25 protein-coding genes and 1 pseudogene are annotated in these 25,838 nt (G+C 61.3%); 13 read left to right on the top strand and 13 right to left on the bottom strand.

The genetic code is table 11. The annotated features are described in order from the left end of the window. The first annotated feature begins 104 nt into the window (after window positions 1-104). Window positions 105-350, top strand: a complete 246-nt coding sequence (locus tag ASD99_RS17775) for a zinc-finger domain-containing protein (protein WP_056593585.1) — start codon at window positions 105-107, stop codon at window positions 348-350. A gap of 15 nt (window positions 351-365) precedes the next feature. Beyond that, on the top strand, window positions 366-1,607 hold the full coding sequence (locus ASD99_RS17770; protein WP_057144430.1) for an FAD-dependent monooxygenase: 1,242 nt from the start codon (window positions 366-368) through the stop codon (window positions 1,605-1,607). A 28-nt stretch (window positions 1,608-1,635) separates the two neighbouring features. Here ASD99_RS17770 and ASD99_RS17765 read toward each other — a convergent pair whose 3' ends face one another. The 7 genes from ASD99_RS17765 to ASD99_RS17735 all read right to left on the bottom strand — a co-directional run bounded on the left by ASD99_RS17765 (window position 1,636) and on the right by ASD99_RS17735 (window position 8,595). Then, entirely contained in the window at window positions 1,636-2,304 is a 669-nt protein-coding gene (locus ASD99_RS17765; protein ID WP_057144429.1) for a TIGR02117 family protein, read from the bottom strand. A gap of 115 nt (window positions 2,305-2,419) precedes the next feature. Beyond that, entirely contained in the window at window positions 2,420-3,169 is a 750-nt protein-coding gene (locus ASD99_RS17760; RefSeq protein ID WP_031260969.1) for an amino acid ABC transporter ATP-binding protein, read from the bottom strand. 78 nt (window positions 3,170-3,247) lie between these two features. Continuing rightward, the gene (locus tag ASD99_RS17755) at window positions 3,248-4,405 is read right to left on the bottom strand and encodes an amino acid ABC transporter permease (protein WP_056593576.1); all 1,158 of its coding nucleotides are present in this window, start codon (window positions 4,403-4,405) and stop codon (window positions 3,248-3,250) included. Window positions 4,406-4,409: 4 nt separating this feature from the next. Further along, complete coding sequence (locus ASD99_RS17750) at window positions 4,410-5,597, bottom strand: amino acid ABC transporter permease (RefSeq protein ID WP_056593573.1); 1,188 nt, start codon at window positions 5,595-5,597, stop codon at window positions 4,410-4,412. 63 nt (window positions 5,598-5,660) lie between these two features. Further along, on the bottom strand, window positions 5,661-6,689 hold the full coding sequence (locus ASD99_RS17745) for an amino acid ABC transporter substrate-binding protein (protein WP_056593570.1): 1,029 nt from the start codon (window positions 6,687-6,689) through the stop codon (window positions 5,661-5,663). Between the two features lie 430 nt (window positions 6,690-7,119). After that, window positions 7,120-7,950: a DUF2182 domain-containing protein gene (locus ASD99_RS17740; RefSeq protein WP_057144428.1), complete on the bottom strand. Its 831-nt coding sequence runs from the start codon at window positions 7,948-7,950 to the stop codon at window positions 7,120-7,122. 9 nt (window positions 7,951-7,959) lie between these two features. Continuing rightward, window positions 7,960-8,595, bottom strand: coding sequence for a DUF1326 domain-containing protein (locus tag ASD99_RS17735; RefSeq protein WP_056593564.1), 636 nt, complete (start codon window positions 8,593-8,595; stop codon window positions 7,960-7,962). 345 nt (window positions 8,596-8,940) lie between these two features. Here ASD99_RS17735 and ASD99_RS17730 point away from each other — a divergent pair, with 345 nt between their 5' ends. The 5 genes from ASD99_RS17730 to ASD99_RS17710 all read left to right on the top strand — a co-directional run bounded on the left by ASD99_RS17730 (window position 8,941) and on the right by ASD99_RS17710 (window position 13,205). Next, a complete protein-coding gene (locus ASD99_RS17730) occupies window positions 8,941-10,125 on the top strand; it encodes a cystathionine beta-lyase (RefSeq protein WP_057144427.1) in 1,185 nt (394 codons plus the stop codon). Window positions 10,126-10,376: 251 nt separating this feature from the next. Further along, window positions 10,377-11,465 carry an HPP family protein gene (locus tag ASD99_RS17725; RefSeq protein ID WP_057144426.1) on the top strand — a complete coding sequence of 363 codons (1,089 nt, stop codon included), beginning with the start codon at window positions 10,377-10,379 and terminating at the stop codon, window positions 11,463-11,465. A 104-nt stretch (window positions 11,466-11,569) separates the two neighbouring features. Continuing rightward, window positions 11,570-12,244, top strand: a complete 675-nt coding sequence (locus ASD99_RS17720) for an RNA polymerase sigma factor (protein WP_057144425.1) — start codon at window positions 11,570-11,572, stop codon at window positions 12,242-12,244. A 116-nt stretch (window positions 12,245-12,360) separates the two neighbouring features. Then, window positions 12,361-12,885: a DUF4142 domain-containing protein gene (locus tag ASD99_RS17715; RefSeq protein WP_057144424.1), complete on the top strand. Its 525-nt coding sequence runs from the start codon at window positions 12,361-12,363 to the stop codon at window positions 12,883-12,885. 11 nt (window positions 12,886-12,896) lie between these two features. After that, window positions 12,897-13,205 carry a cupredoxin family copper-binding protein gene (locus ASD99_RS17710; protein ID WP_057144423.1) on the top strand — a complete coding sequence of 103 codons (309 nt, stop codon included), beginning with the start codon at window positions 12,897-12,899 and terminating at the stop codon, window positions 13,203-13,205. Here the strand turns inward: ASD99_RS17710 and ASD99_RS17705 are convergent. Further along, window positions 13,151-14,047: a crotonase/enoyl-CoA hydratase family protein gene (locus ASD99_RS17705; RefSeq protein ID WP_057144422.1), complete on the bottom strand. Its 897-nt coding sequence runs from the start codon at window positions 14,045-14,047 to the stop codon at window positions 13,151-13,153. The two genes, ASD99_RS17710 and ASD99_RS17705, sit on opposite strands and share 55 nt — an antisense overlap. An 84-nt stretch (window positions 14,048-14,131) precedes the next feature. On the opposite strand from ASD99_RS17705, the gene ASD99_RS17700 reads away from it, so the two are divergent. Beyond that, a complete protein-coding gene (locus ASD99_RS17700; protein ID WP_057144421.1) occupies window positions 14,132-14,719 on the top strand; it encodes a TetR/AcrR family transcriptional regulator in 588 nt (195 codons plus the stop codon). Window positions 14,720-14,926: 207 nt separating this feature from the next. On the opposite strand, the gene ASD99_RS17695 is transcribed toward ASD99_RS17700, so the two are convergent. Beyond that, the gene (locus ASD99_RS17695; protein WP_056593542.1) at window positions 14,927-15,229 is read right to left on the bottom strand and encodes an antibiotic biosynthesis monooxygenase family protein; all 303 of its coding nucleotides are present in this window, start codon (window positions 15,227-15,229) and stop codon (window positions 14,927-14,929) included. A gap of 340 nt (window positions 15,230-15,569) precedes the next feature. Here ASD99_RS17695 and ASD99_RS32345 point away from each other — a divergent pair, with 340 nt between their 5' ends. Beyond that, on the top strand, window positions 15,570-16,331 hold the full coding sequence (locus tag ASD99_RS32345; RefSeq protein ID WP_082583325.1) for an IS5 family transposase: 762 nt from the start codon (window positions 15,570-15,572) through the stop codon (window positions 16,329-16,331). On the opposite strand, the gene ASD99_RS17680 is transcribed toward ASD99_RS32345, so the two are convergent. Together ASD99_RS17680 and ASD99_RS17675 are read right to left on the bottom strand one after the other, a co-directional pair. Then, the gene (locus ASD99_RS17680; RefSeq protein ID WP_057144420.1) at window positions 16,328-17,554 is read right to left on the bottom strand and encodes an anion transporter; all 1,227 of its coding nucleotides are present in this window, start codon (window positions 17,552-17,554) and stop codon (window positions 16,328-16,330) included. The genes ASD99_RS32345 and ASD99_RS17680 overlap by 4 nt on opposite strands. A 158-nt stretch (window positions 17,555-17,712) precedes the next feature. After that, window positions 17,713-18,816, bottom strand: coding sequence for a glycosyltransferase family 4 protein (locus tag ASD99_RS17675; RefSeq protein ID WP_244497783.1), 1,104 nt, complete (start codon window positions 18,814-18,816; stop codon window positions 17,713-17,715). A 406-nt stretch (window positions 18,817-19,222) separates the two neighbouring features. On the opposite strand from ASD99_RS17675, the gene ASD99_RS17670 reads away from it, so the two are divergent. Beyond that, complete coding sequence (locus tag ASD99_RS17670) at window positions 19,223-19,981, top strand: glycosyltransferase family 25 protein (RefSeq protein ID WP_057144418.1); 759 nt, start codon at window positions 19,223-19,225, stop codon at window positions 19,979-19,981. Between the two features lie 120 nt (window positions 19,982-20,101). Here ASD99_RS17670 and ASD99_RS17665 read toward each other — a convergent pair whose 3' ends face one another. Both ASD99_RS17665 and ASD99_RS17660 read right to left on the bottom strand, forming a co-directional pair. Next, the gene (locus ASD99_RS17665) at window positions 20,102-20,887 is read right to left on the bottom strand and encodes a GGDEF domain-containing protein (RefSeq protein ID WP_056593526.1); all 786 of its coding nucleotides are present in this window, start codon (window positions 20,885-20,887) and stop codon (window positions 20,102-20,104) included. 240 nt (window positions 20,888-21,127) lie between these two features. After that, a complete protein-coding gene (locus ASD99_RS17660; protein ID WP_056593524.1) occupies window positions 21,128-21,349 on the bottom strand; it encodes a hypothetical protein in 222 nt (73 codons plus the stop codon). 1,513 nt (window positions 21,350-22,862) lie between these two features. Here ASD99_RS17660 and ASD99_RS32340 point away from each other — a divergent pair. From ASD99_RS32340 to ASD99_RS17640, 3 genes and pseudogenes are all read left to right on the top strand, one after another. After that, window positions 22,863-23,077, top strand: a pseudogene (locus ASD99_RS32340) (integrase core domain-containing protein); the annotation flags it as partial. A gap of 153 nt (window positions 23,078-23,230) precedes the next feature. Then, window positions 23,231-24,157: an ArsR/SmtB family transcription factor gene (locus ASD99_RS17645; protein ID WP_056593516.1), complete on the top strand. Its 927-nt coding sequence runs from the start codon at window positions 23,231-23,233 to the stop codon at window positions 24,155-24,157. 104 nt (window positions 24,158-24,261) lie between these two features. Next, complete coding sequence (locus tag ASD99_RS17640) at window positions 24,262-25,767, top strand: alpha-N-arabinofuranosidase (RefSeq protein ID WP_056593513.1); 1,506 nt, start codon at window positions 24,262-24,264, stop codon at window positions 25,765-25,767. Window positions 25,768-25,838 lie beyond the last annotated feature (71 nt).

Here is a 25,838-nt window from a genome sequence, read left to right as displayed (position 1 = left end):
TAACTTATCCTCTGACAGGCTTTTGCGACAGTTTGATTTCATCGATCTTGCAAAGAGGCCTGTTATGATCCAGATGCAGAGGAGACTGCGTTAAGGAGACGACGATGGCAGGCGGTTCCATTCCCCATTTTCAGAACGATGCGGGCCACCCGGCAATCGACATCGGCGTCAAGGAATTCATGTGCACTGGTGCCAATCCGCCTTTCGACCACCCGCATGTGTTTCTCGACATGGGTAGCGACGATGAAAAAGTCTGCCCCTATTGCTCGACGCTTTACCGCTATTCGCCAAAGCTGAAGGCGACGGAAACGCTGCCGGCCGGCTGCATCTATATCGACCAGGCCGCCTGAGTCGCGACAAGCCCGATGAATGACACGCGTTCCCGGCAAGTCGTCATCGCCGGGGCGGGCGTCGCCGGGCTGACCGCAGCCCTTGCGTTCGCCGAACGCGGCTACTCGGTACGGGTGTTCGAACAGGCGCGGCGTCTGGAAGCAGCCGGTGCTGGCCTCCAGCTTTCTCCTAACGCGACACGCATCCTTCGCCAGCTTGGCGTGCTCGACCGGCTGCTGCCGGCAGCGGTGCGGCCGGAAGCGGTGGTCTTGAAGGACGCAGCGACGTTGCGCGAACTGGCGCGGGTGCCGCTGGGACAAGCCGCTGAAACACGCTGGCAAGCGCCCTATCTCGTCGCTCACAGGGCCGATCTGCAGAGCGCACTGACCGCGCGCGTCGCCGAGATGCCGGATATCCGTCTCACCACCGGCGTCCGTATCGGCAGCGTTGCCACCGGCACGCATGGCATCACCGCGACGGCGGAGTTCGACGGCAAGACCATCGCGGCCGAGGGCTTCCTGCTGGTTGGCGCCGATGGCGTCTGGTCGTCAGTGCGCGCCCTTGTCGATTCGGCCAAAAGGGCGACCTCGCCAAGAAGCCGGTTTTCCGGCGAACTGGCTTGGCGCGCGACCATTGCCGCGCAGAGTGCCGCAGGGCAGGCTTTCGCGGCGATCGGCACTCCGGACTGCGTCACCACCTTCCTGTATCCGGGCTTCCATATGGTGGCCTACCCCGTCAGCAAGGGCGACGCCTTCAACCTCGTCGCCTTCACCAGAGGCGAGCGTATTGCCGAGGGCTGGTCCGGCCATGCCGATCCCGGGATCCTCGCCAGCGCAATGCGCGGCACCGCGCCTGGTCTTACAGAACTGGTGGAAATGGTTGGTGCGTGGCTGACCTGGCCGCTTCATACTGTCGAACAGAACCAGCCTTGGACGAGGCCGGACGGCATCGCGCTGATCGGCGACGCCGCGCATGCGATGACCCCGTTCGCGGCGCAAGGTGCGGCCATGGCGATCGAGGATGCGGCGATGCTTGCCGATATCATCGCCGACTTCCCCGCCGATCCGGCACAAAGTCTTCAAATCTGGGAGAACCTGCGGCGGCCGCGCGTCGCCAGGGTCGCGCGTCGCGGCGCCGTCAACCGCCTTGCCTGGCATGCCACAGGCCCCGTAGCTATCGCCCGCAATCTGTTCCTGAAGATGCGCTCGTCAGAGAAACTCGCTGCCGATCTCGACTGGCTCTATGGCTGGCAGCCGCAGAAAATCATCCGACGCTGAAGCTTGAATACCAGCACATTGAACACGGCTAGTTATACAGCCGCATCGACAGGCCAAGCGATACAGGCAGCGGGTTCCACCAGCCGGTGCGCAGGCCGGCGGTGCGCAAGGCGGCCGCCGTCCAGATGTTGCAGCCGACCAGCGCGTTGAAATGGCCCTTGGCTTCGTAGAAGCCGTCGAACCTGGAATAGGCCGCATCCGGAACAAGGATCGGACCCTTCGGCCCCTGCTGGAAACTCGCATCGATAAAGTCGAGCAGCGCCGTAAAATGCTCCTCGCCGATGTCGAAACCCGCGACGTCCGGGCGCGATTCTGCGATATCACCGGCGACATCGACATGCATGACCGAAGCATCGATGGTCAGCGCCTTCATCACCGGCACCGCCTTCAACTCAGACCATGTCGGCGTCTCCAGGTAGAAAGCGCGGCCGCCCCAGCCGAAGACGATGTAGCGCACCTCCGGACTGTCGGCTGGTATGCCGGCGTCGACCAGGAAGCGGAAGCGCTGGCGCACGGCATCGTCGACCGGAATGGCGATGTCCGTGTGGATCGGGTTCTTCAGCACCAGGATGTGGCGCGCCGCGGCGGGCGTGGCGGCGGCCGACCGCCACAGCGGCCGCGGCACGAGAGCGCCCATCGTCGCAGCGAGCGCAACGACGATCAACAGCAGGCCAAGAAAACGTCCCAGCTTTCTCATGAATGACGGCCCTGCAAACGCGCCCCGGCGCAACACAAACCGCCCCCCTCCTGCTCATCCATACGCAAAAGAGCCCGGCACTGTTTCAGCCGGGCTCCCCGTGGCCGTCAAAGGCCTAGTGCAGGATCTGCGACAGGAACAGCTTTGTGCGCTCGTGGCGCGGGTGGTCGAAGAACTCGGCCGGCGTGTTCTGCTCGACGATCTGGCCCTGATCCATGAAGATCACGCGGTTGGCGACCTTGCGGGCAAAGCCCATCTCGTGGGTGACGCACAGCATGGTCATGCCTTCTTCGGCAAGGCCAACCATCGTCTCCAGCACTTCCTTGATCATTTCCGGATCGAGCGCCGAGGTCGGCTCGTCGAACAGCATGATGCGCGGGTTCATGCACAGCGAACGGGCGATCGCCACGCGCTGCTGCTGGCCGCCGGACAGCTGGCCGGGATATTTGTGGGCCTGTTCCGGGATCTTGACGCGCTTGAGGAAATGCATGGCGATTTCCTCGGCCTGCTTCTTCGGCGTCTTGCGCACCCAGATCGGCGCCAGCGTGCAATTCTCCAGGATGGTCAGATGCGGGAACAGGTTGAAGTGCTGGAACACCATGCCCACCTCGCGGCGCACCTCGTCGATCTTCTTGAGATCGTTGGTCAGCTCCTTGCCGTCGACAATGATCTTGCCCTTCTGGTGCTCTTCCAGGCGATTGATGCAGCGGATCATTGTCGATTTGCCGGAGCCTGACGGGCCGCAGATGACGATCCGCTCGCCGCGCATCACTTTCAGATTGATGTCCTTGAGCACATGGAATTCGCCATACCATTTGTGCATGGCGATGATGTCGATGGCGACATCGGTGGTGGAAATCTGCATCTTGGCGGCGTTGACCTTGATCTCTTCCGCGCTGACGGCGTTTTCGGTGGCCATGACGGGATCCCCTTGTTCTTTTGTTTAGCGTTTATGGCCGGTGTCGAGCCGGCGTTCGGTGAACATTGAATAGCGCGACATGCCGAAACAGAACAGCCAGAAGACGAAGGCCGCGAAGATCAGGCCGGATCTGGCCGTCTGCGCTGTTGCCCAGTTTGGGTCGGAGAAGTTCTGCTTCACGATGCCGAGCAGGTCGAACATCGAAATGATGATGACCAGGCTGGTGTCCTTGAACATGCCGATGAATGTGTTGACGATGCCCGGAATGACCAATTTCAGTGCCTGCGGCATGACGATGAAATACATCTTCTGCCAATAGCCGAGACCGAGCGAATCGGCACCTTCATACTGGCCCTTGGGGATCGCCTGCAGGCCGCCGCGCACCACTTCAGCCATGTAGGCGGCGGAAAACAGCGACACGCCGATCAGCGCGCGCAGGAACTTGTCGAAGCTTACTCCCTCCGGCAGGAACAGCGGCAGCATGACGCTGGCAAAGAACAACACGGTGATCAGTGGGATGCCGCGCACCGTCTCGATGAAAACGACGCACAGCGTCTTGATGATCGGCATCTTGGAACGCCGGCCAAGCGCCAGCACTATGCCCAGCGGCAGCGAAACGGCAATACCGACGAAGGACAGGCTGAGCGTTACCAGCAGCCCGCCCCACAGCGAGGTCTCGACATGTGGCAGGCCGAACATGCCGCCGACCAAGAGGACGAAGGCGACGATCGGCAGCGCAAAGAACAGCAGAACGGCATTCAGCCCTTTGCGCGGCACCTTCGGGATGAGCATCGGCACCAGCAGCGCCACGAACAGGATGGCGACCAGGATTGGCCGCCAGCGCTCCTCGATCGGATAGCGCCCGACCATGAACTGACCGAATTTGGCGTTGACGAAGGCCCAGCAGGCACCGGTCCAGCCATCCGGCTGGATTCCGCCTTGCGCCACGGTGGCGCATACGGTCCGGTCCGCTCCCGTCCACACAGCGTTGATGAACGCCCAGTTGATGATTTGCGGCAGGATCATCGCCACCAGCGCGATGCCGGCGATGGTCAAAATGGTGTCGCCGGCGGAAGCGATCAGGTTCTTGCGCACCCACGCACCGAGACCCGTGACGCCGGCTGGCGCCGGCTGCGCCAGCGCCATTTCGGTACGCACCCAGGACATATCATGTTCTTGCATGTCCTTACCTCTCCACCAGCGCCATTTTGGCGTTGAACCAGTTCATCACAAGCGAGGTCAGCAGGCTGATGGCCAGATAAATCACCATCATGATCACCACGCCCTCGACAGCCTGACCGGTCTGGTTCAGCACCGTACCGGCGGTCGCCGTCAGGTCCGGATAGCCGATGGCGATGGCGAGCGACGAGTTCTTGGTCAGGTTGAGATATTGGCTGGTCAGCGGCGGAATGACGATGCGCATGGCCTGCGGCACGACGACCAGCCGCAGGATCGATCCGGGCCGCAACCCCAACGCACCGGCAGCTTCCGTCTGGCCCTTGCTGACGCCCCTGATGCCGGCGCGTACGATCTCGGCAATGAAGGCGGCGGTATAGCAGGACAGCGCCAGATACAGCGACAGGAACTCCGGCCTGACCTGGAAGCCGCCGGTCAGATTGAACGTCGATTGCTTCGGGTAGTCGAAAGTCAGGGGAAAGCCGCTCAGCGCATAGGCGAGCAACGGCAGCCCGACGATCAGCGCGGCGGACGTCCAGAACACGGGAAATTGCTGGCCGGTCGCCATCTGCCGTTGCCGCGCCTTGCGCGCGACGAACCACGCCATGGCGATGCCGACAAGCAGAGCGACGAAGATCAGCCAGGAGCCGTCGCCCCACACGGCGCGTGGAAAATAGAAGCCGCGCTGGTTGAGGAAGGAGCCGAACGGCAGGTTGATGCTGTCGCGTGGCGCCGGCAGCACGGCCAGCACGCCGGAATACCAAAAGAAGATGACCAGCAGCGGCGGGATGTTGCGGAACACCTCGACATAGACCGTGCAGATCTTCCTGATCAGCCAGTTCTGCGAAAGCCGGCCAATGCCGACAATGAAGCCGATGATTGTCGCGGTGATGATGCCGACGATGGCGACGATGACAGTATTGAGGAAGCCGACCAAGATGGCGCGGCCATAGGTCGAATCCGACGAATAGGCGATGGCGCTCTCGCTGATGTCGAAGCCAGCGCGGCCCTTGAGGAAGCCGAAGCCCGAAGCGATGTGCAGGCGCGTCAGGTTGGCAATGACGTTGTGGGCAATCCACCAGACGCCCGCCACCAGCACGACGACGACCAACGCCTGGAAAAATATACCCCGGACCTTCGGATCGTTGATGAAGGAACCGCGGCTGGGCTCCTCGCGAAGAACTTCCTGCGATGCCATTCGACCGTCCCCTGGAAAGAGAAACCGGGAGGCAGACGATCTGCCTCCCGGATCACATTTCGATCAGCGGATCGGCGCACCGTATTGCAGGCCGCCCTTGGTCCACAGCGCGTTGATGCCACGCGCGATCTTCAGGGGGCTGCCCGAACCGACATTGCGCTCGAACATTTCGCCGTAATTGCCGACGGCCTTGACGATGTTGACCACCCAGTCATTGGAGACGCCGAGATCGGTGCCGATCTTGGTATCGGCTTCCTGGCCGAGCACGCGCTTGATTTCCGGGCTGGCGGAGTTCTTCATTTCGTCGACATTGGCCTTGGTGATGCCGAGTTCCTCAGCGTCGAGCAGCGCGAAATAGGTCCACTTGACGATGTGGTACCACTGGTCGTCGCCCTGGCGAACGGCCGGTCCGAGCGGCTCCTTGGAGATGATCTCGGGCAGCACGACGTGGTCGGCCGGCGATCCCAGCGTCAGGCGGATGCCGTAGAGACCCGACTGATCGGTGGTGTAGACGTCGCAGCGGCCGGCGTCATAGGCGGCGTTGACCTCTTCCAGCTTTTCGAAGACGACCGGATTGTACTCCATCTTGTTGGCCTTGAAGTAGTCGGCGAGGTTGAGCTCGGTCGTCGTGCCGCTCTGCACGCAGACGGCGGCGCCGGAAAGCTGCAGCGCGGAATTGACGCCCGGCAGCTTCTTGGCGTTGATCATGAAACCCTGGCCGTCATAGTAGGTGACGCCGATGAAGTTCAGGCCAAGTGCCGTGTCGCGGTTGATCGTCCAGGTGGTGTTGCGCGACAGGATGTCGACCTCGCCGGACTGCAGCGCGGTGAAACGCTCCTTGGCGCTGAGCGGCGTGAACTTGACCTTGGTACCGTCGCCAAAGACGGCGGCCGCGACAGCGCGGCAGAAATCCGCATCGATGCCTTGCCAGTCACCCTTGTCGTCCGGCGCCGAGAAGCCGGCCAGGCCGGTCGAGACGCCGCACTGGATGAAGCCCTTCGCCTTGACGGTGTCAAGCGTGCCTGCCGACGCGGCCGACGCCACCAACCCAAGCGTGGCGGCGCCAAGAATGCCGATAGCAATATGTTTCATGACCCACAGACCCTTTTCTCTGTTTTTCAGGGCAAACCCCGATCTTTTTCCCATGTGAACGCAGCTCCCATTCCGGCCCATTCCCGGAACCCCCGCATCGTAACCGACGCGCTGCCTCCCATTCACAAATGTCATCGAAGGCGATAATTCCCGTGAGGTCAAGGGAAATGACCGAAACCGAAAGAGTTTGAAAACCGATTGCCGTAAATGCCTGATTTACAGACAAACGCGCCCGCGATTTGGTCAGGAGCGCAAATAAAGGCGGCAATGCTCGTTCAACACAAATGAGGGCCGCGGCAGCGAAATCCATCCCAGGCAACACCTCGGCGTTATTGACCTCAATGGGCAATGAATTGCCATGTCCAAAGACTGTCATCTGTTGGTTGCCGGGTGGTTGCAGGCCAATACCGCCCGGAGACAAGGACTGTTCTCAAAGAGCTCGAAGGACGAGCCAGGCGCCGATCGCAGCCATCAACGCGCCGGAGACGCGCGGAATCAACTGTCCGGTCGGGACTGTCTTCTCCAGGAGAACAAGGATGGCGATGCCGGCGATCCACAGCACGTTCATGACGCCGCCGACGAACAGCAGAGCCATCAGCGCCCAGCAGCAACCCAGACAATAGGCGCCGTGATCGATGCCGAGCCGAAGCGCGCCGAGCGGAGCGGAGCGGAACCCGCCATGGCTCACCAGGAACGCGATCGGCGACTGACATTGGCGCAGGCAGACTCCCTTCATCGGCGTCCATTGATAGAGACCGGCGGCGATCAGGACGAGGCCACCGAGGATCGCGCTTCCGGTCGCCATCGAAGGATCGAGCAAGGCGAGACGGGCGAGCAGCCATTGAGCACCGGTCGCCAGGACGCTGAAGACGACCCAGACGGCGAGATAGCCGGCAAAAAACCATCCCGTCGAAGCGATGGGCCGGCCATCCGCCCGCGCCTTGCGACCGACGCCGGCATAGAGCAGCAACATCGGCGCGACCGAGGGCGTCATCATCCCGACCATCATCACCGCCCACATTGTGAAGATGAAAGCGAAATCGGCCGATGACCAGGACCGGAAACCAGGCGCCACGGTGGCGCCCATGTCCATTCCGGCCATGTCGCCGCCTGTGCTGTCCGGTACGGGAGAACCAGGCCTGACCATGTCGGCGGTGAGCCACAGCACATAGGCCCAGGCGAGCGCGGCAATCACGACGAGCGCGGCCGTTACGACCGCGCGGTCGCGCCGCAGCAACGCCTCGAGGGCCGTGTCGCCCATTGAATCAGGTCAATGCACGATGCCGCTCTGCGTGAGATGCAGATTGGCGAAATGGCTGTGCGTATCGGCCAACTCGAACTTGATCGGGCCCGTCGCCTTGGTCCAGCCACGTCCGACTTCGGCGATCGCGTATTCGAAGCCGTGCGGCAGGTCGATGCGCGCCCGGTGCTCGGCGCCGGTGACCGGATTCTTGATCGGCTCGCCATGGCCGTCGGTTACGCCCTTGATGTGCAGCCTCCCGGTTCGCGCGTCGACGTCGACCTTCAATTCGATCGGGGCAAAGATCGGATCGTGGAATTTCTCCAGCGTGGTCGAAAAGACCTGGAATATCGTTGCACCTGGTTCGGTGTCCAGACCGCCCAATATGCGAAGCAGTGCTCCACGCTGGGCTTCGGTCGCCCTCTCGTCGATAACCACCGCGGCTTCGCCCTTGCCCTGGTGTATCGCGCCGGGCCAACGGAAAATCCCGACGAACCGCAATCCGTCGAGCTTGGTGTCGCCGTGATGGCCGCTCTCGATTTCCATGCCAGCGACCGCCTGGCAGAATCCGTATGTCGGCATGGCGTTGAACTGGCACGGGCAGCCATAGGCGCAGTTGCAGTTGGTGAATTCGCGCGCCTTCATTGTCCATTTGACGTCGGGCATGGCATTCCTCCCCTTGCCGCGCTCACGCTTCGTGAGCGCGATCCGGATCGTGGAGGACCAGAAGGTCAACCGGCAACAACCATCCGGCAGCATCTGATCGAAGCAATCCGGCGATTAATATTAGCCATAAACCATATACCTTTCCCCGCCGCCTACAATAGGCCGATCGGCGGAGACTGGCGTAGCTGCCGACGATGCACCGCCGGGGTCATGCCGCAGCCGCATGGCCGCCTTTTACCGCGACGAATTGGCATATTCGAAGTCCATCTCCTGGCGGACGGTGGCTGTTGCACGGTCCATGGCGCCGCACTATGGCTAGCGGCTTGTCAAACAAGGCGACGCAGAATGGCGAAAGACGGCAGCGAGCACTTTAGCGGCGGGATGGGCATCAACACGCGGCTCGCCCATTCGGGCAACAATCCGCATGACTATTTCGGCTTCGTCAATCCGCCGGTGGTGCATGCCTCGACCGTGCTTTATCGTGACGCGGCGTCGATGGCGGCACGCAGCCAGAAATACACTTACGGCACGCGCGGCACACCGACGACCGATGCCCTTGCCGACGCCATAGACGTGCTGGAAGGCTCGGCCGGCACGATCCTGGTGCCGTCGGGTCTTGCGGCGGTGACGGTGCCGCTGCTCGCCTTCGTGTCGGCCGGCGACCATCTGCTGATCGTCGATACCGTCTATCATCCGACCCGCAACTTCGCAGACACGATGCTGAAGCGGCTGGGTGTCGTGGTCGAGTACTACGCCCCCGATCTCGGTGCCGGTATTGCCGCGTTGATCAAGCCCAACACCAAGGTGGTGTTCACGGAATCGCCAGCGTCCAACACATTCGAGGTGCAGGACATCCCGGCCATCGTCAAGGCGGCGCACGCCGCGGGCGCCATCGTCATGATGGACAATACCTGGGCGACGCCGCTTTATTTCCGTCCGCTCGACCACGGTGTCGACATCTCGATCCATGCGGCGACGAAGTATCCGGCCGGCCATTCCGACGTGCTGCTTGGCACGGTGTCGGCCAATGAGAGCTGCTGGAAGCATCTTTACGAAAGCTTCTGCACGCTTGGCTGCTGCGCCGGACCAGACGACGTCTACCAGGTGCTGCGCGGCTTGCGCAGCATGGGCGTGCGCCTGGAGCACCACCAGCGCAGCACGCTTGCCATCGCCTCCTGGCTCGAGGGCCAGAAAGGCGTGGCGCGCGTGCTCCACCCTGCCCTTCCCAGCCACCCGGACCACGATCTGTGGAAGCGCGACTTCTCCGGCTCGAGCGGCATCTTTTCAATCGTGCTTGCCGGCGGCGGCCAGAAGCAGCAGCACGCCTTCCTCGACGCGCTGCGGATCTTCGGCCTCGGCTATTCCTGGGGTGGTTATGAGAGCCTTGCCGTACCCGTCTGGCTTGGCGACCGCGTTGTTGTAAAAGCGCCCTATGAGGGACCGTTGATCCGCCTGCAGATTGGCCTCGAGGATGTCGACGACCTGAAGGCCGACATTTCGCGCGGCCTGACCGCCGCGGCGGCTGCCTGAAGGATCAGACCACCCGCCAAACTGATTCAGCTGACCGGCGCAAGCATCTCGAAAGACTGGTGAAACACGCGCATCGCGATACGGAACCCGCATGCCGCCGCGAGGATGCAGCCGCAACATAGCGGAATTCTATTCCCACAAACCGCGGCCTCGCGGATCAATTTGGCTTTCAAATTCCACGAGGTCGCGCCATTGCGGTGCGATCATCGCGGTTTCTACTTCCCCTGATTACCGGCAGAGTTTTCGACGTCATGGCTTTCCGCCTTTTTGTTCCCATTCTTGCCGGCGCGACGCTGCGCGAGCGCATCATCGCCTGCATCGGCGCGACGATCGGCATCGCGTTGACCGGCGTGATCGGCGGTCTGGTGCTCGGCAACGGCCCGCACGTGCCGTTGCTGGTGGCGCCGATGGGGGCGTCGGCGGTGCTCCTGTTCGCCGTGCCGGCCAGCCCGCTGGCGCAGCCATGGTCGATCATCGGCGGCAACACGATATCGGCACTGGTCGGGGTGATCGTCGCGCATTTCATACAAGAAACCGCGCTTGCCACCGGCATCGCGGTGGCACTGGCCATCGCCGCCATGTCGTTCACGCGCTGCCTGCATCCGCCGGGCGGGGCCGCCGCCTTGACCGCGGTGTTGGGTGGGCCTGCGGTCATCAGCGCCGGCTTCCTGTTTCCATTCGTGCCGGTGGCGCTGAACTCGATCCTGCTGGTGGCGCTTGGCTACGGTTTCCATAGACTGGCCCGGCGCAACTATCCGCATGTGCCGGTTGCAGCACCGGCGAACAGCCACGGCACCGTCGATCCGCCGGCACAGTCGCGCGTCGGCTTTCAGTCCGAAGACATCGATGCAGCACTTGGCGCACTCGATGAGACATTCGATATCGATCGCAACGATCTCGACCGACTGCTGCGGCAAGTCGAATTGCAGGCGATGTTGCGCGCGCACAAGACCCTTCTGTGCGAGGACATCATGTCGCGCGATGTGATCTCGGTCGACACCCACACCTCCACTGATGCGGCGCGCCAATTGCTGCTTGACCACAACATCCGTACCTTGCCGGTCGTCAACGCCGAGGCAAGGCTGGCAGGCACCGTCGGATTGCGGGAACTGACCCAGGCCTTCGGCACGGTTGGATCCGTGATATCGCCCGCGGCGACAGCCGCCGCCGGTTTCACCGCCATGGGCTTGCTGCCCGTGCTCACCGACGGCCGCAACCATGCGGTGATCATCGTCGACGACGACAAGCGGATTCTCGGGCTGATCACCCAGACCGATCTCCTGGCGGCCACGGCGCGCCTGCAGGCTGCTGACAGGCCCTCGCTCGGCGCGGTAGGGTAGCCGCCGCCGGACCGGCGAAAAATCTTCGGGAACCTTTTGCCGGCAACGGTGTCCAATCTCTCAATCGAGGTTCCGGTTCGCAGATCGGGTTGAGGAAACTGGCCATGCCTGTTGTGTTGACGGTCCTGCCTTCTGCCGCGTCAGACGACACGCAGCTCGTGCGGCGGGCGCTGGCGCGCGACGGCGATGCCTTCCGCACCATCATCAAGACACACAATCAGCGACTCTACCGGATCGCGCGCGGCGTCGTGCGCAATGACAGCGAGGCCGAAGACATCGTCCAGGAGGCCTATGTCAAGGCCTTCGCCCATCTCGATGCGTTTCGCGGCGACTCCTCGCTCGCCACGTGGCTGTCGCGCATCGTCATCAACGAGGCGCTCGGCCGGCTGCGCAAAAGCCGCAGAACGGTGGCACTGCCGGAAAATCCGCAAGCCGAGATCATCCGGTTCCCTCTCAACCCCAGCGACGATCCGGAGCGGACGATGGCGCAACGGCAGATCCTCCAACTGGTCGAACGGGCCACCGACAGCCTTCCCGATGTCTACCGGACGGTGTTCGTGGCGCGGGTGATCGAGGGGCTGAGCATCGAAGAGACCGCCGATCTTCTGGGGGTGCGGCCGCAAACCGTCAAGACGAGGCTGCACCGCGCCCGCGCCCTGGTGCGCAAGGCACTGGACGACCAGATCGGGCCGGTTCTGCTCGATGCCTTCCCCTTCGCCGGCCGACGTTGCGAAAGGCTGACCAGCGCCGTCATGCGGCGGCTCGGGCTGGAAAGCTGACCCTCAACGGATTCAGTTGATTTTGACGGGAACGTTTGCCGCCGACCAGCATCCAATGACCGTCAACCGAAAAACACTGTCCGGAACGATTTCAGCGTCCGGACGAAGGAGATGCCATGTCTATCCGACACACTGCTGCCCTGGCCGCCCTGCTGCTGCTTAGCACTGCCCCGTTCGCACAGGCCGCCGACAAGCCGACCGATCCGCAGATCGCCCACATCGCCTATACGGCCGGGGTCATCGACGTTGAAACGGCCAAGCTGGCGATCGAGAAATCGAAGACCAAGGAGGTCGTGGATTTCGCCAAGGACATGGTGCGCGACCACGAGGCCGTGAACGTGCAGGCGCTCGACCTGGTCAAGAAACTCAAGGTCACACCGGAAGACAATGCCACCAGCCAGGCGTTGAGCAAGGCCGCCGCCGAGGAGAGAGCCAAGCTTGCCAAGCTCGACGGCGCTGCCTTCGACAAGGCCTATGTCGACAACGAGGTCGCCTACCACAAGCAGGTCAACGGCGCGCTCGAGACGCTGCTCATCCCGTCGGCGCAGAATGCCGAACTGAAGAGCCTGCTGGAAACCGGCCTGAAGATATTCCAGGGCCATGAGCAGCATGCCGAACACGTAGCCGGCATGCTGAAGTAAGGACCGGGAGCATGCCGAAACGCCATCTTTGGATTGCCTTTATGCTGGCCGTCGGCATCGTTCCGGCGCAGGCCGAAACCATCCAGGTCACCATCGACAGGCTGGTGTTCTCGCCAGTTACCGTCGAGGCGAAGGTCGGAGACACGATCGAGTGGGTGAACAAGGATGTGTTCGCCCACACGGCCACCGTGAAAGGTGGCTGGGAGGTAATGATCCCGCCGAAGCAATCCGTAAGCCTCACATTGAAGGCCGCTGGACCGGTCGACTATTTCTGCCGATTCCACCCCAACATGAAAGGCCGTTTGGTGGTGGCGCCCTGATCCAGCGCCAACGAGGCCCGCCTGGCCTCGTCAGGACGCGCGATATGCGTCCATGAGCCGTCATAGCCCGGCTCGCGGCGTGCGATCCAGGCATCCAGCCCTTCGCGCAGATCGGCGGTCGGGGCCATGCGGGCGAACTGCTCGGCCTCGACCAGCAAGCCTTCGGCGATGCTCTGGTTAAGGCCGCGCGCCACTGCCGTGAGGATGCTGGCAATCGCCAGATCGGAGTGCCGCAGGATACGCCTGGCCAGGCCCATCGCGGCCGGCATCAAATCGCCATGCGGCACCACCTGGTTGACCAGACCCAGCTCAAGTGCCCGCGGCGGCGGAAACCAGTCGCCGGTCAAAAGCAGTTCCAGCGCCCGCTTGCGCCCCCCCAGCCTGGGCAAGCGCTGCGTTCCGCCAAAGGTCGGCGGCATTGCAAGATTGATTTCCGGCTTGGCGAACAAAGCACGGTCGCTGGCGATGGCCAGCGGCACGGCCTCGGTGATTTCGCAGCCGCCACCAAAGGCAATGCCGTTGACGGCGGCGATGACGGGTTTGCGAAACGCCTCCAGCCTCGCCGTCAGCCGCTGCCCGCGCATGACGAAGTCACGCATCGCGACATCGACGCCAAGCGCCACGCTGGCTGAGAATTCATGGATGTCGCCACCGGCCGAAAACGCCCGCTCCCCTGCTCCGGTAAGAATGACCGCCCGGACGCTTCCATCGACTTCGATGTCGTCGAGGGCCGAAAGCAGGCGATCGATCAGGGCATAGTTCAGCGCATTGAGTTTCTCCGGCCGGTTGAGGGTGAGAATGGCAATCCCATCGCTGGTCTCGTTAAGGACAAGATCGGTCATTTGGCTTCCTTTCCAACGTGCATTGACCGGAAAGGATCAGGTTTTCGATTGCTTGTATATTCACTAGTCGGTATACTTGATGCTATGCCTGAAGCATCCAGCCCCACCCGCAAACGCATCGTCGATGCCGCGACGAAGCTCTTCTATGCCGAAGGGATTGGCCGCGTCAGCGTCGATGCCATCGCCGAAAAAGCCGGGCTGACCAAGCGGACACTGTACTATCACTTCAAGAGCAAGGACGATCTGATCGCTGCCTATCTCGATGGCCGTGACCAGCCCAATCTGAAGCAGATGGCCGGCTGGTTCGATGCCGCTGAAGGTGGTGCCGACCGCAAGGTCGAAGCGATTTTCACCAATCTGGCGCGTGTCGCCCGCCATCCCAAATGGAAAGGATGCGGGTTTCTGCGCACGGCTGCGGAGCTTGCCTCGATGCCTGGACACCCGGCAGTCATGGCCGGATCGCGGCACAAGACAAATTTCGAAAAATGGCTCGCCGCCGAACTGTCGGCCCGCGGCGTCACGGCGCCGCATATGCTGGCGCGCGAGATCGTGCTGCTCATGGACGGCGCCTTCTCGAGCATGCTGATCCACCACAACCCCGACTATATCGGGGCGGCAGGACACGCCGCCGCAACGCTTGTGCGGGCGCGGATCTCAAGCAACCAAGTCTAGAAGTCTTTGGTTTTTATGCATGTCGTCGCCCCAAAACCGGGGCCACTTTTGGGCGACATGCATTAGGCCGTGTACCCATAAACCCAGCGACGTGATGCGACGAACGCAATGTCCGCTTTACCCCTATAGCGGCCGAGTTCGTGCGGCAGCGCAATATGTCGCGATGGGCCAACAGCGGAAGTCCGGATTCGCGCGCGGGGGCGAGGCCTACCTATCAATAGGCGAGAATGTGCACACGACCTCATACATGCCCGGCTCAAATTTCGCGATCGTGAGCGCCTCTTCGAGAAAGGGTAGCGGTCCAGGATCCTGGCGCATGGACTCATAGTCTTCCACGCTGCGCCACTGCGCATACATAGTCACTTTCGTGCCGTCGAGGCTCCGATGAAGGGTCGAGGAAACAAAGCCAGGTGCCCGGCTGACGAATTCATCGGTCGCGCGCGCAAGCAAATCGAGGAGCCGGTCCTGGTTGGCGGGATCTACCGTGAAGACATTTATTAGGCTGATCATACGGTTCGGTCCTCTCTTTTGTTGCCTGATGCCTTGCCTATCACGAAGGGGGGAGTTCCAATAGGAACGTCACCATTTTTAGCCTCGCGTCGGATCGACCGCCAGAGGTCGTTGCTGGACGCAAATGACTCGCCCCTGAGAGAACCCTATCAAACCAGAGGTAGGCCGCACCGGGTCAAGGCCATTGATGCCCGTTGCGGGTCATTTTCGACGGATTCAGCGGGGGTTGTCGGCTGGTTGACGTCCGCTTTGCCCCGAAAGCGCCGACCGGAGGCGGGCCAGAAGCGTTGCGCTTGGACCGACCCCCATGATTCAAATTCCCAAAACTGGGGGTCGAATCATGCGCTACGAACTCGCCGACTATGAATGGCTTGCCATCAAGCCGATGCTGCCGAACAAGCCGCGTGGCGTTCCTCGGGTAAACGACCGACGAGTCCTCAATGGTATCTTCTGGGTCCTGCGATCAGGAGCACTCTGGCGTGATCTGCCGGATCATTTTGGCCCTTACACGACCTGCTATAACCGTTTCGTCCGCTGGCGGCGGGCTGGTGTCTGGGGCCGCATCATCGACGCACTTGCTGCCACCCACGATGCCGCTGTCCAGATGATCGACACATCCATTGTCCGCGTGCATCAGCATGGAGCCTGCATCACACGAAACCAGCGCCAATCGATGGGAAGGTCACGCGGCGGCTTGACGAGCAAAATTCATGCGGTGGTCGATAGCAATGGTCTGCCGGTGCGGCTGGCGCTGAGCCCCGGTGAGGCCCACGACGTGCGGCTTGCGGGAAAACTGCTGTCTCGTCTGAAAGTCGGTTCAATGCTGCTTGCCGACCGTGGCTATGACGCCGACTGGATCAGAGAGCTTGCCATGAAGAAAGGCGCTTGGGCCAACATCCCGCCGAAAAGCAATCGCAGCGATCCGATCTGCTTCAGCCCCTATCTCTACCGCGCTCGCAACCAGGTCGAGCGGTTCTTCAACAGGATTAAACAATGTCGTCGGGTGGCGACGCGCTACGACAGGCTCGCCGCCAACTACCTTGCCTTCGTTCAGCTCGCGTCAATCAGGCTATGGCTGCGCCTTAATGAGTCCGCGTCCTAGAACCCAAACGCCAGCCATGCCGTGCCGGCCGCCAGCGTTATCAGCGTCAACGGCAGGCCGACCTTGAAGAAGGCGCCGAATGACAGCGGCGTGCCGGCGGCCCGTGCCTGTTCGGCGACGATCAGGTTGGCGACCGAACCCAGCAGCGTGAAATTGCCGGCCAGCGTCGAGCTCATGGCGACGACCAGCCAGGCGCGCTCGGGGTTTTCAAGGCCGGGTATGAAAGGCCGGAGCGCCAGCACGGCTGGGACATTGCTCATGATGTTGGAGAGCACCGCGGTGAAGCCGGACAGCCGCCAGACATCGTCCAGCCCGAGGTTCTTTGCCGAGGCGATCATGTCTGATGTCAGCAGCGTCTTTTCGGCGCCGGCGACGACCACGAACAGACCGGCGAACATGAACAGCAGTGGGCCGTCGATCTCGCGGTAGATGCGCTCCGGCTTGATGGCGCGGGTGAGCAGGAGGATGGCGCCGCCGATGAGTGCGGCCTTGGCAACGGGCACGCCGGCGAAGAAGGCGATTGCCAGTCCGATGCAGACCACCACCGCCTTCAGCACCTGCCCCTTATGCATGCGGCCACGCGAGACCTCGGGCGTCAGTTGGACCGTGCGGGCGAATTCGGCCCGGTAGACGACGCGGATGATGACAACGACCGCGACGAGGCCGAACAGAGCGACCGGAGCGAGCGCCGCCGAAAAGGCCGGATAGGAAATGCCCGACAGCGCGCCGATGACCATGTTTTGCGGATTGCCGGTGATGGTGGCGACGCTGCCGCAATTCGACGCGGTGGCGGTGGCGATCAGATAAGGGATCGGGTTGCGCTTGATGATTCGGGTGACGTGGACCACGATCGGCGCCATGACAAGGCAGATGGCGTCGTTGACCAGGAAGGCCGACAGCACGCCGGTCAGCAGCGTCACCATTACCAAAAGCATCAACGGCGCGTGCGCGTGCTCGATGGCAATGGCGCCAAGACCGCGAAAGGCGCCTGACACTTTCAGATGCGCCACCACGATCATCATGCCGAGCAGCAGCGTGATGGTATCGAAATTGATTGCCCGGTAGGCATCCTCCATGCTGAGCGCGCCGACGGCGATCATGGCGGCGCCCCCGAGCAGTGCGATCCCCGCCCGGTCGAGGCGCAGGCCCGGTATGCGGCCAACGGCGACACCGGCGTAAGTCAGGATCAGGATCAGCAGTGCCGCCGCGCCCATCAATGTCATCGTCAAGAAGTCCTGCTCGGTCCGTGGCGCGCCGCTGCCCGTCCGCCCCGATGGTTCGTTTGCATGCCAGCTTTAGCGCGATGTCGGGATCGATGACAAACACGCCTGGCATGTTGTTGCGCCGCGGGTGTCCGCTCGGCCCAGGGGATGATGTGCCGCTAACGCAGATAGAAATCCAGCCGCTGTCGTAGCGCCTGCGGCGAATACAGTTGCTCTACCGTCTGCCGTGCCTTGAGCCCTACTGCCGCCCTCAGCGCCGGATCGACTTTGAGATCGGCCAGGATCCGTGCCGCTTGTGGCGTCGTCTCGAACAGGAAACCGTTTTCGCCATGCCTGATATGGTCGGCATAGCCGCCCTGCGAATGGCAGACCACGGGCAAGCCGCAGGCCATCGCCTCGAACACCACCCGGCCGAACGTCTCCACCACATTCGAGCCGGTGCGATAGTAGAACGCGTCGAGCGTCTGCAGGAACTCTTCAGCCGCAAACTGCCCCTGCGGCAGGAGTTCCAGTCGCGAATGCGGCGCGAGCCTGTCCTTGAGCGGCATCCCGCCCTGAATCCGCACCGCGGCGCCGTCCGCCAGCAATGCCTCGTAGAGCGGCACATCGTCAGCATGATGCTTGTCTGGCGCATCGCGGCTCAGCCGACCCACCGTGAACGGACCATCCGGCCTCGCCCGCCGTTGCGAGAAACGTTCGATGTCGATTGGCGACGGATGCACGATGCCATCGACCCCCAGCATGCGTTTTTGAAAATCGGAAATCAGCACCAGTTCGGCGTTGGGCCAGTTCAGCATGCGTGGCATGCGTGTCGTCAGCGCGATGACTTTCGGGTGAAAGGTATTGAAGACGTAGATCAGCCGGCGCGGTCGTGGGATCAGGTAAGGCCACACCTTGTTGCGCCAATGCGCGCCGAGAAAGACGTAAATACCGCCGTCCGGCACATGCCACTTTGGCAGTGAGATGCGGCGAATCGGGAAATGCCGCATCAACTCGCCGGACACTCTGGAGGAGGTTGCCCACAGACGCACCTCGGAGTCGACGCTCAACAGCCGGTATAGTTCCAGGGCTTCGAGGTCACTGCCGCCAAAAGGATCCTGAAAACCATTGAACAGATGGAGCATGATCGCTGGGCCTGCCTGGCCGGTTTCTTGCCGTTGGCGAAACCTGGCCGTTGTCGTACTGCCCACCCGGGTGATCGAGGGCGGTATTTGACGCAGAGCAGAGCTAACGCTGCTGCGACAAACACCCCCTTCAAACAACACTAGCCGCCCAAGAACTGTTGGTCGTCTATTGCGCGAATCGAGTCAACTAGGGAGCATTTGATGATTGCCAAGTAATCAATCTGTTGCTCAAATACATCACCGGCAGCACAAGCCGCTTTCCTGCGCGTTCTGTCTCGCTTCCCCGTCGATCACGCTCGCCGAAAGGCAAGCTCTGCCTCAAATTTGCGGAGCCGTGCATCAGTGATCGGGAAGGGTAGACATGGCTCCACTTGCCATGGGAAATCGGCAACGCTATAGGCTCAGTATGGGTGACACTACCTACAGCAAAAATTCTTCCCTGAGCGGGCGGGGAAGTCGGAATTGCCAATATAGTTATAAAGAAAGTGGTCGATATTTTGCGACAGACTTCGATTGTTGATCTGCATAGCCTTTGGGGGCATCAATGAAATGTATGGTCATCAACCTTGATCGGTCTCCCGATCGACTTGCCCACGTCACGGCTGAATTCGCTAGGATTGGCGTTTTGTTCGACCGGGTTCCTGCCATAGACGCGTTGCACCGCTCGGAATTTGCCAAGACTTCGTCCGGTCTAACCCCCACGGAAGTGGCCTGCCTCATGAGCCACAAGGTTTGCTGGAAAATCATCGCGAATGGCGATGATGCCTTTGGTGCGATCTTCGAAGATGACATCCTGTTCTCCGAAGCGGCTGGCCCGATGCTTTCCCACTATGGATGGATTCCGGCCGACGCAGATATCGTCAAGCTGGAAACATACCTAAAGAAAACGGTCATCGCGATGAAGCGCACTTCCGTGGGCCGTGCGTTTTCGGTAGCTAGACTATATGGGCTCCACATCGGAACGGCCGGCTATATCCTTTCGAAGCAAGCAGCGCGCGATCTGATCAGTCGAAGTCTCGATGCGCCCGCAGATCACGTTGTCTTCGATCCGTCGCTTCCGTCGTCGTCAAGCAAAACCATATACCAGCTCTTGCCAGCGCTGTGCGTGCAAAATGATCTTGTGTGCGAGAAGGCGTTCCGGTTGAACAGCCTTCTTAACGAGGAGCGGCTGATGAAACCTAGGGCAAATTCTGCTCCAAAGAGGAGCCCGACCGAAAAGATCGTAGTCGAAACGAGGCGCATAGGTCGGCAGATTTTCGACATCTGCCGTCTCAGGCGGGAGAAGACTATCTCCTTAGCGTGATGTCGGCAAAGCGAAAGCACCGTCAGCGCGACAGCCTGCACAGATCGGCGTGCTGTCCGATTATCCAAGGCAGGCAGCGACGGTTCAAGGTTGCCATGGCCGCCCTTGATCAGACTGCCGTCAATGCACGGTGGCGACGCTGGGCAGAGGCGGCGAGACGCCCGCCGGATCGAAGCTGACTTGATCGCGTCCGTTCGACTTGGCCGTGTAAAGCCGTCTGTCGGCGGCGGAGAAGATCTCCTCATAGGTGATCGGGCCGGTAAAGCTCGTGCCGCCGATGCTGACGGAAAGCGGGCAAGGCCTGCCACCGGGCGAAAAGTCCATCTCCCTGATACGCCGGCGGATGCTTTCGGCAACCACCCAGGATTGCGACGGATCCACGCCGGGAAGAAACACGCCGAATTCTTCGCCGCCGATGCGGCCGACAAGATCGCCGCCACGCAGTTGCCCTTTGATCGCCTGCGCGATCAGCTTGAGCGCCTGGTCGCCGCAGTCATGGCCCAGGCGGTCATTGATCGACTTGAAGTGGTCGGCGTCGATGATCAGCAGCGCCCCCGAACGGGTCTGCTCCTGCTTGCGGGTCTGCTCGAGATAGGCCTCGACCAGCATCGAGAAGGCACCACGGTTCAGCACCGCGGTCAGGCTGTCGGTCGCGGCTATGACGCTGAGGTCGCGCTGGGCGATGGCCAGCTGCCTGATCTTCCACATGAGGAAAAACAGAAACGAGCCGCCCAGCACCAAAGGCAGCATCAGGTCGGTCATCTGCGCCCGCCACACTGCTTCGGGCGAGAGATAGGGGAAGTTGAAGGAATCGACGAAGAACGCCACGGCAATGAAGAATGCCGTACCGACTATGGTGACAGCGATCACCCTGCCCCAGCTCGTCGGTGACAGATCGAGCTTCATCGCGTTCAATTCCGTTAGCCGCCGCTACTATGACGCACCAACGCAAACAAATTGATAAGACTTTCCCTCCAATTCGATATCGGCATAGCGCGGAGCGCAGGCACCGCCGCCCGCGACAGATGCTTGCGTACGGACGCCGCAGGACGGCCGCCGAAAAAGCGGCCATCCTGGTTCCCGGCTTGAAGGCTTGGACCAAGCAGCTGGCAGAGCAAGCGGTGCTCGAAGCCAGACCGCCCGCCGTCAGTTTAGCGTTGGTTCACCCAGCGCGTCGATGACAAAGGAGGCCGCGATCAGGTCGTCGGCATCAAGGCGGAGGGAGCCTTCGCCGCCTCCCATGATGGAAGCCACTTTCTGAAAGGTCTTCATTTCGAATTCCGTGATCCGGGCGTCCTGCATCCTGGCCTTGAGATCGGCGATGCGCCGATCCAGGGCGGAGGATATTCCTATTTCTCGGTTCGACATTGCAACACTCCTCCCCACCCGTGTTTGCCTCCCACCGATCCGCTTTTTGTATGAGGCTTTGCGAATACAGGCGCCGAAACGCGCCGTGCGCGGGAAAGGTTCCGAAATGGATGAGTCACGAATTAATACGATGCAATCGGCACCGACAGGGGCAGATGAGCCGATGGTTGCCGGCAAGCAACACAATACCGGGTTGTTTGAGATTTCTGCTTCGGCTTGGCAATGCCGGGGACGTCGATGTTGGAGAATGGATGGTCAGGCATGACTATGCGCTTGACTTCCCGAAATCGAAATATAGCGACGGGTTTGCTCTCGGACTCAGAAATGAGGCCAAGGCAGCAAAGCGCGGTACGTGGGCCGGATCGTTCGACAGGCCGTGGGAATGGCGCAAGCAGATGACGGTTAGGCTACCGCGAAAACGCTATACGAACCCGTCTCTGACTCTGCTATTAATGTTGATGGCGGACCCCAACCCGCCAAAGGCCGGCGCCTTTCCCCAACGCCCCCCACCCAACGGGCGCCGGCCATCTTCCCGCGAAGGTCTGCGAGTCACATGCTGCTGGCCCGCCGGACCGGAGGCGACGGTCGATGCCCTGGCGTCTGCCTCGGCTTAAACGGAATGTCGGCCAGAGATGCGCGGATCGATCTGGTGGACACCGGTAGTGCGCTGCTCATCCGCACGCCGCGCCGCGTTGGGAAGGTTCGCGTCTACCTCCCATTGTCGCTGTGGGTACAACTTTCGGCGGTGGCCCTTCCTGCGGATGCGCTCTGGCTCTTACATTGGAGTGAGCGCATGCTTCCGGTCAGCCAGCACAGCGCTTCCTCGAGCCATACTGGTCAGGCCCAGCGGCCGCCGCTGTTAGTCCCCACTACGACCTTAAGTCGCTGGGCCGCCCCGGTAAAATCCGCTCCGTCAGCGCTTCACTTCGGCGTGACCTCTTCGATCCGCATCTTAGCCGCACTGAATGCGCGCCACCTACCCGGCGTTGTGGGCATGCATCAACGTCCATGGGATAGCTGTGTGAGCTATCTCATAGTTTATGGCAGCCACGCAGGTATCTTCATTAGCATAGTTGCATATTTTCGCTAAATGGGAGGAAAATGGTGGGTGGTCCACAGCGCAATGTTCGCGGATATCTGACCGGCTACGGCGGGCTCTTGGTAACCCGAGTTGAAGTCCTTGAAGCCGACGGCGAGTGGTTGGTGCGCGTTATCGAACATGATGAAGAGCGCACTTACTCGTTCGCGCTGGAATCTTTTGCCTTAGCCTTCGCGGAAGGCCAGAGGACTCACATAAAGCCTCCCACGCTCGTACGGCTGGAACGCAACCCATCCCCCCTGTTCGTACATGCCCGGTTCACGGCGGTGAACGATCGTTTCTAAGACGTCACAACACGCGACATTGCGGACAACCAAATGGCCGGCCCGGTAGGTGCCACTAATCCCTGGTGCTTCGGCTTTGGCATGACTTCCTCCACCCGCACCTTGTCGCCGATCGCTTTCGCCAGCCAGCCTGCCTGCCGCGATCAAGACCGACAATGGCGTTCCGTTCGCCAGCCCCAACGCGCTGTTCAACCTCAGCAAGCTGTCGGTCTGGTGGCTGCGGCTGGGATTGACATCGAACGCATCAAGCCGGGCTGCCCGCAGCAGAACGGGCGCCATGAGCGCATGCATCTCACCTTGAAGAAGGAGACCACCAAACCCGCAGGCGCCAACTTTCTTCAGCAACCAGGTTCGATGACTTCATCGACGAGCCAGACCGTCGGCATCAAACAAGCCGAGGATCATATCTGGCTGGCTAGGCGGTTCAATTTATAACGCCACCGGCTTTATTTGTATCTGATCTGCTGATACATAACCCGTGTGACGAGTGCGGGCCATATGTCGAATGAAATCATGGTTGTCGATCCGCTTGAGCGGCTCGACTTGTTGAAGAGCCTCGCGAGCGAGGTCCGGGTCCGGATTCTCGATCTGCTGCACCGCAAGGGGCCGAAAAACGTCAATCAAGTGGCCGAAGAACTGGGTCTTCCGCAATCGACAATTTCCGCAAACATCCAGGTTCTTGCCGATGTCGGTTTGATCGAGACGAAATCACAGAAGGCGCGCAAGGGAAGCCAGAAGGTCTGCTATTCGACTTTCTCCGAGTTGGTTGTCGTCTTCAAGGACCGCACCCCGGCGCAGGATCTCGGCGTCATAGAAGTGGCGATGCCGCTTGGACTCTACACAAGATGCGAAGTTTCCGCCCCCTGCGGCCTGTGTTCAAAGGACGGCGTCATCGGACTTCTCGATGTGCCAGACACTTTCCTCGATCCTGACCGCATGCGGGCCGGGCTGCTGTGGTTCACACGCGGCTTCGTCGAATACCAGTTTCCCAACAATGCGACGCTTGCCAATGCCAAAGTCGGCGGGTTGGAGCTGGCGATGGAGCTTTCGTCCGAGGTGCCGGGCACATCGAAGGATTGGCCATCGGACATCACGATCGCGATCAACGGACACGAGATAGATACCTGGACGGCGCCGGCCGACTATGGCGACAAGCGCGGCAAGCATACGCCCGGCTGGTGGAAGTTGGCCGGATCGCAGTATGGCGATCTCGCACACTGGCGCGTCACGAATAACGGCACCTATCGCAACAATGACAAGGTTTCCAAATGCTCGCTGGCTGATCTGGAGCTCGAGCGGCACCGCTCGATCCGGATACGAATCGGCGTGAAGGAAGATGCGCGTCACCCCGGCGGCATAAACATCTTCGGCAGCGGCTTCGGCAATTACAGCAACGACATCGTTCTGCGCCTGCTGAAGGCTTGAGAGCATACTAGGCCCTTGACGGGCGAACGACCTCCGCCCTTAATTGACCCGCAACCCGGATATAGACCGGAAAGTCGGATTGATAGTCCGCAGTGGGAGGGATCATGAAGGCCAGAGTCACCGCGAACGCGGCCTATACCGTCGCGGATATCGACAAACGTCTTTACGGCTCGTTTCTCGAGCATCTTGGCCGAGCGGTCTATACGGGCATCTACGAGCCCGGACATCCGCAAGCGGACGCAGAGGGGATGCGCAAGGATGTGATCGAGCTGGTGCGTGCGCTCGACACTCCGATCTGCCGTTACCCAGGTGGCAACTTCGTGTCCGCCTACAATTGGGAAGACGGCATAGGCCCAAAGGAGAATCGCCCGCGGCGGCTCGATCTTGCGTGGCGCACCACGGAGCCGAACCTGGTTGGAATCCACGAATTCGCCGACTGGGCTGAAAAGGCCGGCACCGAGATGATGCTTGCGGTCAATCTCGGCTCCCGCGGCCTCGACGAGGCGCGGGCCTTCGTTGAATACGTCAACCACCCGAGCGGCAGCTACTGGTCCGACCTCAGGGCCAAGAACGGACGCACGCAACCCTGGAACTGCCGCCTCTGGTGTCTCGGCAATGAAATGGACGGTCCCTGGCAGGTCGGCCACAAGTCGGCGAGCGAATACGGCCATCTCGCCAACGAGACCGCCAAGGCGCTGCGCGGCCTCGACCCAACGGTGGAACTGGTCGTCTGCGGTTCCTCGCACTCCAATATGCCGACCTATCCGCAGTGGGAAGCGACCGTGTTGGAAGCGACCTACGAGCAGGTCGACTACATCTCTCTCCACATGTATTTCGAGAACTACGAGAAGAATACGGCCGAATATCTCGCTCTTCCGGCCAAGCTCGACCGCTACATTGGCACGGTCGCGGGCATCATCGACTACGTGAAGGCCAAGACCCGCTCGAAACGGGACGTGAAGATCTCCTTCGACGAGTGGAACGTCTGGTACCATCAGCGCAAGCGGGACGCCGAGCGCATGCGCGGCTGGGACTGGCCGGAAGCGCCCAGGCTTTTGGAAGACATCTACAATTTCGAGGACGTGCTGCAGGTCGGTTGCATCATCAACACCTTCATACGCCGGTCGGATATTGTTCGCATCGCCTGCATTGCGCAGCTGGTGAACGTTATCGCGCCGATCATGACCGATCCCGGCGGCGGCGCCTGGCGGCAGACGATCTACTGGCCTTTTATGCTGGCCTCCAAGCATGGCCGCGGCACCGCGCTGCAGCTCGCGGTCGAGGTGCCTACCTATGACGCGGCCGCGGCCGACAAGGTGCCATGGCTCGACATTGCAGGCGTACATGATTCGAAAGCCGGCACGCTGACCTTCTTCGCGATCAACCGGCATGGATCCGAGACGATAGAGGCAGACGTCGCCCTCGAGCGGTTCGCAGCCAAGTCTATCGAGCATACGATCATCCGTCATGACGATCTCGAGGCCTGCAACACGAAGGACGCGCCGGACAACGTATCACCGGTCAAAGGCAACGGGGCAGCGCTCAGCAGCAAGGGAATGACGCTGAACTTGCCGCCGCACTCTTACTCGATGGTGCGTGTGACGCTCTGAGTTAATATCCGACCATCAGATATATACCCTGAAATCCGTTGCAGGCGGTTTGGTTTGGTGTAGCATTGAAA

It is taken from the genome of Mesorhizobium sp. Root695 (assembly GCF_001428185.1).
Taxonomy (GTDB): domain Bacteria; phylum Pseudomonadota; class Alphaproteobacteria; order Rhizobiales; family Rhizobiaceae; genus Mesorhizobium.
The sequence above is the reverse complement of the archived record's forward strand: the minus strand, read 5'-3'. Positions and strand labels throughout refer to the sequence as shown.